At 56.1% G+C, this 11,360-nt stretch carries 11 protein-coding genes and 4 tRNA genes; 11 read left to right on the top strand and 4 right to left on the bottom strand.

Annotation, left to right across the window (positions count from 1 at the left end; all coding sequences use genetic code 11):
- Positions 1-51: 51 nt before the first annotated feature.
- Entirely contained in the window at positions 52-462 is a 411-nt protein-coding gene (locus ACOZK9_RS02725; protein ID WP_122250855.1) for a PA0061/PA0062 family lipoprotein, read from the top strand.
- Here ACOZK9_RS02725 and ACOZK9_RS02720 read toward each other — a convergent pair.
- Positions 459-620, bottom strand: a complete 162-nt coding sequence (locus tag ACOZK9_RS02720; protein ID WP_162839874.1) for a hypothetical protein — start codon at positions 618-620, stop codon at positions 459-461. The two genes, ACOZK9_RS02725 and ACOZK9_RS02720, sit on opposite strands and share 4 nt — an antisense overlap.
- 210 nt (positions 621-830) lie before the next feature.
- Between ACOZK9_RS02720 and ACOZK9_RS02715 the strand changes: the two genes are divergently transcribed.
- On the top strand, positions 831-1,493 hold the full coding sequence (locus ACOZK9_RS02715) for a peptidase C39 family protein (RefSeq protein WP_421555223.1): 663 nt from the start codon (positions 831-833) through the stop codon (positions 1,491-1,493).
- A gap of 70 nt (positions 1,494-1,563) precedes the next feature.
- On the opposite strand, the gene pbpG is transcribed toward ACOZK9_RS02715, so the two are convergent.
- Complete coding sequence (gene pbpG, locus ACOZK9_RS02710; protein WP_421555222.1) at positions 1,564-2,487, bottom strand: D-alanyl-D-alanine endopeptidase; 924 nt, start codon at positions 2,485-2,487, stop codon at positions 1,564-1,566.
- Positions 2,488-2,695: 208 nt separating this feature from the next.
- Positions 2,696-3,550 (bottom strand): bifunctional methylenetetrahydrofolate dehydrogenase/methenyltetrahydrofolate cyclohydrolase FolD, encoded by an 855-nt coding sequence (folD, locus tag ACOZK9_RS02705; RefSeq protein WP_122250857.1) that lies wholly within the window; start codon positions 3,548-3,550, stop codon positions 2,696-2,698.
- A 275-nt stretch (positions 3,551-3,825) separates the two neighbouring features.
- Between folD and ACOZK9_RS02700 the strand changes: the two genes are divergently transcribed.
- From ACOZK9_RS02700 to ACOZK9_RS02685, 4 genes are all read left to right on the top strand, one after another.
- Positions 3,826-3,902, top strand: a tRNA-Arg gene (locus ACOZK9_RS02700).
- Between the two features lie 32 nt (positions 3,903-3,934).
- Positions 3,935-4,010: transfer RNA gene (locus ACOZK9_RS02695), tRNA-His, on the top strand.
- Between the two features lie 56 nt (positions 4,011-4,066).
- A tRNA-Leu gene (locus ACOZK9_RS02690) sits at positions 4,067-4,151 on the top strand.
- Between the two features lie 77 nt (positions 4,152-4,228).
- Positions 4,229-4,304: transfer RNA gene (locus ACOZK9_RS02685), tRNA-His, on the top strand.
- Between the two features lie 20 nt (positions 4,305-4,324).
- Here the strand turns inward: ACOZK9_RS02685 and ACOZK9_RS02680 are convergent.
- Positions 4,325-4,618: a hypothetical protein gene (locus tag ACOZK9_RS02680; protein WP_143505363.1), complete on the bottom strand. Its 294-nt coding sequence runs from the start codon at positions 4,616-4,618 to the stop codon at positions 4,325-4,327.
- Positions 4,619-4,851: 233 nt separating this feature from the next.
- Here ACOZK9_RS02680 and tig point away from each other — a divergent pair, with 233 nt between their 5' ends.
- The 5 genes from tig (at position 4,852) to ACOZK9_RS02655 (ending at position 11,291) form a co-directional block, all read left to right on the top strand.
- Complete coding sequence (tig, locus tag ACOZK9_RS02675; protein ID WP_058413392.1) at positions 4,852-6,162, top strand: trigger factor; 1,311 nt, start codon at positions 4,852-4,854, stop codon at positions 6,160-6,162.
- Between the two features lie 91 nt (positions 6,163-6,253).
- Positions 6,254-6,889 carry an ATP-dependent Clp endopeptidase proteolytic subunit ClpP gene (gene clpP, locus ACOZK9_RS02670; RefSeq protein WP_058413391.1) on the top strand — a complete coding sequence of 212 codons (636 nt, stop codon included), beginning with the start codon at positions 6,254-6,256 and terminating at the stop codon, positions 6,887-6,889.
- A 112-nt stretch (positions 6,890-7,001) separates the two neighbouring features.
- Positions 7,002-8,285, top strand: a complete 1,284-nt coding sequence (gene clpX / locus ACOZK9_RS02665) for an ATP-dependent Clp protease ATP-binding subunit ClpX (protein WP_010209414.1) — start codon at positions 7,002-7,004, stop codon at positions 8,283-8,285.
- A gap of 188 nt (positions 8,286-8,473) precedes the next feature.
- Positions 8,474-10,870 (top strand): endopeptidase La, encoded by a 2,397-nt coding sequence (gene lon, locus ACOZK9_RS02660; RefSeq protein WP_421555221.1) that lies wholly within the window; start codon positions 8,474-8,476, stop codon positions 10,868-10,870.
- Between the two features lie 133 nt (positions 10,871-11,003).
- Complete coding sequence (locus ACOZK9_RS02655) at positions 11,004-11,291, top strand: HU family DNA-binding protein (protein WP_221034285.1); 288 nt, start codon at positions 11,004-11,006, stop codon at positions 11,289-11,291.
- Positions 11,292-11,360: the final 69 nt, after the last annotated feature.

The raw sequence follows: 11,360 nt of genomic DNA, 5'->3' as shown, positions 1-11,360 counted from the left end.
ACATTCGACACCCGTCCAGTGTTTTTTATTGAGGTCTTTTGGAGCCCTGCCATGTCACTGAAACCCCTGTTGTTGATGCCTGCCCTTGCCGCCGTATTATTGTTGTCGGCGTGCGCCGGCCCGATTCCCAAGGCGGACCCGAGCGAGGCGTGGATTGGCTTGAAAGAGGAAGCGCCGAACGACCTGATGGCCGAGCGAGTCGACGGCCAACGCGTGGATGACGGGCGCTATTTTGAAGTGAGCCCGGGGGACCATCGCCTCGACGTGACGTTATTTGAAGAAGAGCCCGGCGACGACAATCAGCAGGAGTGCCAGGGGCGGGTCGAGTACAAACATTTCCAGGCGGGTAAGCATTACACGTTGGTAGAGTCGAGCCTGGGCAGCACTGTGCGCGCCGTCCTTGAAGACGGCCACGGCAAGGAACTCGCGGCCACTCAAGACTTCAATTGCATGCCTGGCTAGGCGTGGTGCACCGCTGCCTTGTGCGGTTTGGCGGGCGCAGCGGGTTTAACGTGGGGGTGGTGATGCCGACGAGTCACGCGCATGACCCCCCACAACATGGCGCTGGCGACCGCCAGCCAACCACAGACCAACAGGAAAATCGTCGTTGCAAGGCTCATTCTGGCCTCCTTTCGCCCCGCAGGGGGCACACACAGTCTTTTCAATGGACAGTCTAGCTGCCTCACGGTTGCTTGCTATTGACCAATGGTCATGGCTGTCCAACGTGTTTGCACTATCCAGGGTGTTTACTAGCGTTCAAGGCTATACCGGCGTTGCCGTGCGCCCTATGATCAGGGCCTTCAGCGGCAGTTGATCAAGAGAGTAGAAAATTGCGGTTACGGTCGAACGTTAAAACCTCCCTGTTGTTGGCCTGCGCCTTGGGCCTTGCGGCCTGCGCCGGGCAGCCGTCGAAACTTGCCGGCCTGCCGGAGCGCGTCGAGCTTAACGGCGTGCCTGCGTTTCGCAGCGAAGCGTACCTGAGTGGCCCCTCGGCTTTGGCTAGCATGCTGTCGCAAGAAGGCATTGTCATGACACCCGGTTTGCTCGACAAACCCCTGCACTTGCCGGGTGGCGAGGCCGACCTTGAGCGCAACATGCAGGTGTTGGCGCGTGAGTACGGGTTGATGGTGTACCCGCTGGACGCCCAATTGACGGCCGTGCTGGCGCAGGTGGCGGCGGGTTACCCGGTGATGGCACGCATCAACTCAAGCTTCTGGTCCGGCCCGCGGTATGTGGTGGTGGTGGGCTTCAATCAACAGAAAAGCACCGTGTTGCTGCGCTCGGGCATGGACCGGCGGCGGCTGATGAGCTTCAGTGATTTTGAATCGGCATGGAAAAGCGCCGGGCACTGGGCGATTCTCACGCAGCGCCCGAGCCAGTTGCCAGCGAAGGTCGACGCGCAGCGTTGGCGCGACGCTGCAAAGGCTACGGCCCAAGCCGGGCAAGAGCAGGCGGCGGCGCAAGCACTCAAGGTGTTGGCGGAACGCAAATAATACATGTGGGAGGGAGCAAGCCCTCTCCCACATTAAGCCAGCCCTGATTGCGCCAAGGCTGGTTTATTGCTTAACGACGCACTTCTGCAGCGTTAGGGCGGTTCTTCAGGTTTTTGTCAGCCTTGTAGCGCAACGCCACGTCTGGCACCGAGCCGCTCTTGCCGGTCTCGACCCAGTTACGAATACGCGTGGCATCGGCGAAGTGCGTGAATTTGCCGAAGGCATCCAGAATCACCAGTGACACTGGGCGGTTCCCCATGGTCGTAACCAGCACCAGGCAATGGCCCGCCTGGTTGGTGAAGCCGGTCTTGGTCAGCTTGATGTCCCAGTTGGCGCGGTTGATCAGGTGGTCGGTGTTGGAAAAGCCCAACGTGTAGTTGGGCTTGCGGAACGCCACGGTCTTCTCCTTGGTGGTGCTCAACTGGCTCAGCATCGGGTATTTGCGCGCGGCGGCCAGCAGTTTGCTCAGGTCTCGGGCGGTCGACACGTTGTGAATCGACAGGCCGGTGGGCTCTACATAATGCGTGCTGGTCATGCCCAGCGCTTTGGCCTTGGCGTTCATCGCTGCAATAAAGGCCGGGTAGCCGCCCGGGTAATGGTGCGCCAGGCTTGCGGCGGCACGGTTTTCCGATGACATCAGCGCGATCAGCAGCATTTCTTTGCGCGGCATTTGGCTGCCGATTTTTACCCGGGAGAACACGCCTTTCATCTCCGGTGTGTCCTGGATATCGATGTCGATGTATTCATCCATGTTTTGCTTGGCTTCCAGCACGATCAGGCCGGTCATCAATTTGCTGACCGAAGCAATCGGCACCACCACGTCGGGGTTGCTCGAATAAATCACTTTGTTGGTCTGCAAGTCGACCAGCATGGCGCTGCCGGAGGCGATTTGCAGTTTGGAGGTGTCACGCGGGGCGATGATGGTTTCGCTGGCGTGCGCAAAAGTGCCTGTAAATGCAAAAAAAAGGCTAACGATAGAGAGACGAATTTTCACGCGGATGAACTCGCTAAAGAGTAAGGAAATACCGTCCATGGAACAGGTTTTATGATAAATGACGTTACATTTTAGGAGTATGGATGAAGAACTGTCGAATGTTCTTCTAGAACCGGACGAAAGTGCTTAAAAACTAACAAAAAACAGGTTTTTTACGGGCAATAAAAAGCCCTGCGATAAGGCAGGGCTTTTTCATTACTGCTGGTTATTAGTCGTGCAGGGTTTCTGCCGCGTACAGCGTATTTTCCAGCAGGCAGGCGCGGGTCATCGGGCCAACTCCGCCTGGCACCGGGGTTATCCAGCCAGCGCGGGGCAGGGCGGTGTCGTACACCACGTCGCCGACCAGCTTGCCGTCGTCCTGGCGGTTGATGCCCACGTCGATCACGATGGCGCCTTCCTTGATCCATTCACCTTTGACCAGGCCCGGCTTGCCGGCAGCCACCACCACCAAATCAGCGCGGCCGACGTGGCCGGCGAGGTCCTTGGTGAAGCGGTGGGTCACGGTCACAGTGCAGCCAGCCAGCAGCAGTTCCATGGCCATTGGGCGCCCGACGATGTTGGAGGCGCCGACCACCACCGCGTCGAGGCCGTACAGGTCGACACCGGTGCTTTCCAGCAGGGTCATGATGCCTTTCGGGGTGCACGGGCGCAGCAATGGAATGCGCTGCGCGAGGCGCCCAACGTTATAAGGGTGGAAACCGTCGACGTCTTTGTCCGGGCGAATACGCTCCAGCAGTTTGGAGGCGTCCAGATGCTCGGGCAGCGGCAGTTGCAGCAGGATGCCGTCGATGTTTGCGTCATCATTAAGGCTGTCGATCAGGTCGGTCAGGGCTTGCTGAGGGGTGCTTTGCGGCAAGTCGTAAGCTTTGGAAACAAAGCCGACCTCTTCACAGTCTTTACGCTTGTGCGAGACATAAACCTGAGAGGCAGGATCGCTGCCGACCAGGATCACCGCGAGGCCGGGCGTGCGCAGGCCTTGCAGGCGGCGCTCGGTGACTCGTTTGGCGATCTGCTGGCGCAGGCTGGCGGCGATTGATTTGCCGTCGATAAGTTGTGCAGTCATTACGCGTGATTAACCATCGAGAGGGGGAAGAAAAGTGCGCGCATTCTCGCACGCCAAGGCGTGAGGGCAAAGGCGCTTGGTCTGCAAATTGCCCTAACCCCTTAAATAAAATCAGTTTTTTTCAAAAAAGATTTGACGGGTTTCCGGGGCGTCTATACTATTCGTCGCACTTGTCGGGCACAGCCTAGCACTGGTTACGAAAGTCGAGCATTTGTGTTGTTATGCAAGGCTTGCAGCACTTAGTTTGTAATCCTCCAAGAGTACAGATTAATCAGGCGCCCGTAGCTCAGTTGGATAGAGCATCCGCCTTCTAAGCGGATGGTCGCAGGTTCGAGTCCTGCCGGGTGCGCCATTAGGCAGCTTTGGCACAAGTAAGGTTTTATGGTGGGCGTAGCTCAGTTGGTAGAGCACGGGATTGTGACTCCCGTTGTCGAGGGTTCGATCCCCTTCGTCCACCCCATATTTTAAAAGGCGCCAGATTAATCGTCTGGCGCCTTTGCTTTAATAGCTTCAAGCGCGGATGTGGTGGAATTGGTAGACACACTGGATTTAGGTTCCAGCGCCGCGAGGCGTAAGAGTTCGAGTCTCTTCATCCGCACCATTTAAAGCTTCGCCTTGCCCTCGGGTCAGGTGAGGGTCGACAAAGAAGCTGTATGGGTTCTTTGTTCATGCAATATGGTGGGCGTAGCTCAGTTGGTAGAGCACGGGATTGTGACTCCCGTTGTCGAGGGTTCGATCCCCTTCGTCCACCCCATATTCAGAAAAAGCGCCAGATCAATGATCTGGCGCTTTTTTTTGCGTTCCGAAAACTTGTTGCCAAGAAAAAGCAAGCATTCTCAATGCCTTGGCGTTAGAATCGTTGCCGGTTTTGAGCGTGTATAACTGGTCTGAGGCAGTATCAGGATCAGTACAGCTATTTAATAGCGAATAACGGCGCAGTACCTGAAAAAGGGCTGTGCCGTTTTTGTTTACGTGTTTTGAGGTTTCAGGGCAGGGCGTTTCGTCGTATTTGTGTTTCTCGATGCTGCTGCCGTGCCCTCCGGCCTTGTTTGCAAGGTCGGTAGCCAAGGGCGTGCGTCCAGACGCTTCTATATATAGAAGGGTTGATGCAGAGCCTTGGCGTGATGCGCTGTATTTGCTAACGGGATGAGGTGCATGCGTGCACTTGAACCTATAAATGGCCTGCTGTTTTTCTACCCGTTTTCAGTAGGGTGACTTCTTGAGTTTGACCCACTAGAATGCATGCCCTTGATTCTGGGGTCGGAAACGGCCGGCTAACGTCTGTGCAACGAGGAATATCCATGCAAGTTTCTGTTGAAAATACTACTGCTATCGAGCGCCGCCTGAGCATCACCGTGCCGGCAGAGCGTATTGAGACTGCGGTCAACAAGCGTCTGCAGCAGACTGCCCAAAAGGCCAAAATCGCTGGTTTCCGTCCAGGCAAAGTGCCAATGAGCGAAATCAAGCGTCGTTTTGGTGCTGATGCGCGTCAGGAAGCGGTAGGTGACGTGATTCAGGCGTCCTTCTACGAAGCGGTTGTTGAGCACAAGCTGAACCCGGCTGGCTCGCCGTCTATCGAACCGAAGTCGCTGGAAGCCGGCAAAGACCTGGAATACGTTGCCGTATTCGAAGTGTTTCCAGAGTTCGAAGTCGCCGGTTTCGATTCGATCGCCGTTGAGCGCCTGAGCGCTGACGTGGCTGATGCTGACCTGGACAACATGCTGGAAATCCTGCGCAAGCAGAACACCCGTTTTGAAGTGGTCGAACGTGCTGCCCAGAACGAAGACCAGCTGAACATCGATTTCGTTGGCAAGGCTGACGGCGAAGAGTTCGCTGGCGGCTCCTCCAAGGGTACTCAGTTGGTGCTGGGTTCCAACCGCATGATCCCGGGTTTCGAAGACGGCCTGGTTGGCGCCAAAGCCGGCGAAGAGCGCGTGCTGAACCTGACCTTCCCGGCTGATTACCAGAACCTGGACCTGGCCGGCAAAGCCGCCGAGTTCACCGTGACGGTCAACAGTGTTTCCGAGCCTAAGCTGCCAGAACTGAACGAAGCGTTCTTCAACCAGTTCGGTATCAAGGAAACCGGTATCGAAGGCTTCCGCACCGAAGTTCGCAAGAACATGGAGCGCGAGCTGCGTCAGGCCATCAAGTCCAAGGTCAAAAACCAGGTGATGGACGGTCTGCTGGCTGCCAACCCGATCGAAGTGCCAAAGGCGCTGCTGTCCAACGAAGTTGATCGCCTGCGCGTTCAAGCGGTTCAGCAGTTCGGTGGCAACATCAAGCCTGACCAACTGCCGGCCGAGCTGTTCGAAGAGCAAGCCAAGCGCCGCGTTGTGCTGGGTCTGGTCGTGGCCGAAGTGGTCAAGCAGTTCGACCTCAAGCCTGACGAAGACCGCGTTCGTGAAATGATCCAGGAAATGGCCTCGGCCTACCAGGAGCCTGAGCAGGTTGTGTCCTGGTACTACAAGAACGACCAGCAACTGAACGAAGTACGTTCGGTTGTGCTGGAAGAACAAGTTGTGGATACTGTTCTGCAGAAGGCTAAGGTGACCGACAAAGCGGTCTCTTACGAAGAAGCAGTCAAACCGGCGGAAGCAGCACAAGCCGACTGATTGTCCAACTCGTTCGAAATACAACCATAAGCCAGCCTCGCGCTGGCTTATGCGTTTTCAAGACATGACTATTTGGGAGTAACTGCAGAGCATGTTCCGTAATTCCTATATTCAGCAGAACTCTGATACCCAGGCCGCTGGCGGCCTGGTCCCGATGGTTGTCGAGCAATCTGCTCGTGGCGAACGCGCCTATGACATCTACTCGCGCCTGCTCAAGGAGCGAGTGATCTTTCTGGTCGGCCCTGTAGAGGACTACATGGCCAACCTGATTTGCGCGCAACTGCTGTTCCTTGAAGCGGAAAATCCGGACAAGGACATCCATCTTTACATTAACTCTCCGGGCGGTTCGGTAACGGCGGGCATGTCGATCTACGACACCATGCAGTTCATCAAGCCAAACGTTTCGACCACGTGCATCGGCCAAGCCTGCAGCATGGGCGCATTCCTGCTCACAGCAGGTGCCGAGGGCAAGCGTTACTGCCTGCCTAACTCGCGTGTGATGATTCACCAGCCACTGGGTGGCTTCCAGGGCCAGGCGTCTGACATCGAAATTCACGCCAAGGAAATCCTGTTTATTCGTGAACGCCTCAATACATTGATGGCCAAGCACAGCGGGCACACCCTGGAAGAAATCGAGCGCGACACCAACCGCGACAATTTCATGAGCGCTGAAGCCGCCCGTGAATATGGGTTGATCGACGCAGTGATCGAAAAGCGCCCCGCTTAATATAAGCAGCTCAAAATAGGGCTGGTCGGCATGTCCGACCACCGGCGGGCTTGAAAAAGCCCGCATAAGCCTTCATCTTGTGTTGCAAGCCTATCGGATTTGGATCGAACGAATGACTGACACCCGCAACGGCGAGGACAACGGCAAGCTGCTCTATTGCTCCTTCTGTGGCAAAAGCCAGCATGAAGTGCGCAAATTGATTGCCGGCCCCTCGGTGTTTATCTGCGACGAGTGCGTCGACCTGTGCAATGACATCATCCGCGAGGAGGTGCAGGAAGCACAGGCCGAGAGCAGCGCGCATAAATTGCCTTCGCCTAAAGAAATCAGCGGCATCCTTGATCAGTACGTGATTGGTCAAGAGCGTGCAAAGAAGGTTCTGGCCGTAGCGGTATACAACCACTACAAGCGCTTGAACCAGCGTGACAAGAAAGGCGACGAAGTCGAACTCGGCAAGAGCAACATTTTGCTGATCGGCCCTACAGGCTCGGGTAAAACCCTGCTTGCAGAAACGCTCGCCCGCCTGTTGAACGTTCCTTTCACCATCGCCGACGCCACCACCCTGACCGAAGCTGGTTATGTAGGTGAAGACGTCGAGAACATCATTCAGAAGCTGCTGCAGAAGTGCGACTACGACGTAGAGAAGGCCCAGATGGGTATTGTCTACATCGACGAAATCGACAAGATTTCGCGCAAGTCCGACAACCCGTCGATCACCCGGGACGTTTCCGGTGAAGGCGTGCAGCAAGCCCTGTTGAAACTGATTGAAGGCACGGTTGCTTCCGTACCGCCACAAGGCGGCCGCAAGCACCCGCAGCAGGAATTCCTTCAGGTTGACACGCGTAACATCCTGTTCATCTGTGGCGGTGCGTTTTCGGGGCTGGAAAAGGTTATTCAGCAGCGTTCTACCCGTGGCGGCATCGGTTTCAGTGCAGAAGTGCGCAGCAAGGAAGAAGGCAAGAAGGTCGGCGAGTCCCTGCGTGAAGTCGAGCCTGACGATTTGGTCAAGTTCGGTCTGATCCCGGAGTTTGTGGGTCGTCTGCCGGTCCTGGCCACGTTGGACGAGCTGGATGAGGCTGCTTTGATTCAGATCCTCACCGAGCCGAAAAACGCCCTGACCAAGCAATATGCCAAGTTGTTCGAGATGGAAGGTGTAGACCTCGAGTTCCGTACCGACGCACTCAAATCAGTGGCCAAGCGGGCGCTGGAGCGCAAGACCGGTGCACGTGGTTTGCGTTCGATCCTCGAAGGCGTATTGCTCGACACCATGTACGAAATCCCCTCGCAGTCCGAGGTGAGTAAAGTGGTGATCGACGAAAGCGTTATCGAAGGTAAGTCCAAGCCACTGTATATCTACGAAAACAGTGAGCCGGCTGCCAAGGCTGCGCCAGACGCGTAAGCGTTTTGCAGTTGCAGTAATAGCAAGGGGCCTTTTGAGGCCCCTTGTTTTTTGGGGCTGTTTTTCAGGCTAGGGTTAAAATTCGCGTTTATTCATGCGTTTAACTGCTGGCATTGAGCTTGTTTTTTTTGCATGCAGCCCCCATCTTGGTTTCAAGTTATTTTTTCAACTGTCATAGAGGCGAAATCATGAAGACAACCATCGAATTGCCTCTCCTGCCGTTGCGTGATGTCGTCGTCTATCCGCACATGGTTATCCCGCTGTTCGTGGGGCGCGAGAAGTCTATCGAAGCCCTTGAGGCAGCGATGACGGGCGACAAGCAGATCCTGCTGTTGGCCCAAAAAAATCCGGCTGATGATGATCCAGGCGAAGACGCCCTGTATCGCGTTGGCACCATTGCCACTGTGCTGCAATTGCTCAAACTGCCTGATGGCACCGTCAAGGTGCTGGTGGAAGGCGAGCAGCGCGGTGCTGTGGAGCGGTTCATGGAGGTGGACGGCCACCTGCGCGCCGAAGTGGTGCTGATCGACGAAGTCGAAGCGCCTGAGCGCGAGTCCGAAGTCTTTGTACGCAGCCTGCTCTCGCAGTTCGAGCAGTATGTGCAGTTGGGTAAAAAAGTCCCGGCTGAAGTCCTGTCTTCGCTCAACAGCATTGATGAGCCAAGCCGCCTGGTCGACACCATGGCTGCGCACATGGCGCTGAAGATCGAGCAGAAGCAAGACATTCTCGAAATTATTGACCTGTCGGCGCGTGTTGAACACGTGCTGGCCTTGCTCGATGGCGAGATTGACCTGCTGCAGGTTGAGAAGCGCATTCGTGGTCGCGTCAAGAAACAAATGGAACGCAGCCAGCGCGAGTACTACCTGAATGAGCAGATGAAGGCCATTCAGAAGGAGCTTGGCGACAGCGAAGAAGGCCACAACGAAATCGAAGAGCTGAAAAAGCGCATCGATGCCGCCGGCCTGCCCAAAGATGCATTGGCCAAGGCCACTGCCGAGCTGAACAAGCTCAAGCAAATGTCGCCAATGTCGGCCGAAGCCACCGTGGTTCGCTCCTACATCGACTGGTTGGTGCAGGTGCCGTGGAAGGCGCAGACCAAAGTGCGCCTGGACCTGGCGCGCGCCGAAGACATTCTGGACGCCGATCACTACGGCCTCGAAGAAGTCAAAGAACGCATCCTCGAATACCTCGCAGTGCAAAAGCGCGTGAAGAAAATTCGTGGCCCGGTGTTGTGCCTGGTCGGTCCTCCGGGTGTCGGTAAAACGTCCCTGGCTGAGTCCATCGCCAACGCGACCAATCGCAAATTTGTGCGCATGGCCCTCGGCGGTGTGCGTGATGAAGCTGAAATTCGCGGCCATCGCCGTACTTATATCGGTTCGATGCCGGGTAGATTGATTCAAAAGATGACAAAGGTGGGTGTGCGCAACCCGCTGTTCCTGCTCGATGAAATCGACAAAATGGGCAGCGACATGCGTGGCGACCCGGCGTCGGCGTTGCTCGAAGTGCTCGACCCCGAGCAGAACCACAATTTCAACGACCATTACCTGGAAGTCGACTACGACCTGTCCGACGTAATGTTCCTGTGCACCTCCAACTCGATGAACATTCCGCCAGCCTTGCTGGACCGGATGGAGGTGATTCGTCTGCCGGGTTACACCGAAGACGAGAAGATCAACATTGCCGTCAAATACCTCGCGCCCAAGCAGATTTCGGCCAACGGCCTGAAAAAGGGCGAGATCGAATTTGATGTCGAATCGATCCGTGACATCGTGCGTTACTACACCCGCGAGGCCGGTGTACGGGGCCTTGAGCGCCAGATCGCAAAAATTTGCCGCAAGGCGGTCAAAGAGCACGCGCTGGAAAAACGCTTCTCGGTGAAGGTGGTTGCCGACTCTCTGGAACACTTCCTCGGGGTGAAAAAATTCCGTTACGGCCTGGCTGAACAACAGGATCAGGTTGGCCAGGTGACTGGCTTGGCGTGGACTCAGGTGGGTGGCGAATTGCTGACCATTGAAGCCGCTGTGATTCCGGGCAAAGGTCAGTTGATCAAGACCGGTTCACTCGGTGATGTGATGGTCGAATCGATCACTGCCGCGCAGACCGTGGTGCGCAGCCGCGCCAGAAGCCTGGGCATCCCCCTGGACTTCCACGAGAAGCACGACACCCACATCCATATGCCGGAAGGCGCGACGCCCAAAGACGGCCCTAGCGCTGGTGTAGGCATGTGCACGGCGCTGGTGTCGGCGTTGACCGGCATTCCGGTGCGCGCCGATGTGGCGATGACCGGGGAAATTACCCTGCGTGGCCAGGTACTGGCCATCGGTGGCCTGAAAGAGAAACTGCTTGCTGCGCACCGGGGTGGAATCAAGACGGTGATCATTCCTGAAGAGAATGTTCGCGACTTGAAGGAAATTCCTGACAACATCAAGCAGGATCTTCAGATTAACCCGGTTAAATGGATTGACGAGGTCCTGCAAATTGCGCTGCAATACGCGCCGGAGCCCTTGCCGGATGTGGCTCCGGAGATAGTCGCCAAGGACGAAAAACGCGAGTCTGATTCGAAGGAAAGAATTAGCACGCATTAATGCGAATAAGCCTGGGAGCTTCCTTGACAGCTTTTTAGAGCCCTTGTTATAAAGCGGCTCTTAAGTGTCTGTAGGCCATTCAGCACTGGTTTTTGCTTTCACCAAAAAACTTAGAATCATACTCAATAGATATATAAGGGGACTTAGAGTGAACAAGTCGGAACTGATTGATGCTATCGCCGCATCCGCTGATATCCCGAAAGCTGCTGCTGGCCGTGCGCTGGACGCAGTAATCGAATCCGTCACTGGCGCTCTGAAGGCCGGCGACTCCGTAGTGCTGGTTGGCTTCGGTACTTTCTCTGTGACCGACCGCCCAGCGCGTACTGGCCGTAACCCACAGACTGGCAAAGCACTGCAAATCGCTGCTGCCAAAAAACCAGGTTTCAAAGCCGGTAAAGCGCTGAAAGAAGCCGTTAACTAAGCTTCGCTCAAGCCTTGCCTACCCGGGTCAGACGCAGGTCTGGCCTGGCAGCGGAGCGGCAGCTGACCC

The organism is Pseudomonas kitaguniensis (genome assembly GCF_049199985.1).
GTDB lineage: Bacteria > Pseudomonadota > Gammaproteobacteria > Pseudomonadales > Pseudomonadaceae > Aquipseudomonas > Aquipseudomonas kitaguniensis.
Note: the sequence above shows the minus strand (reverse complement) of the source record. Positions and strands in the feature narration are given on the sequence as shown.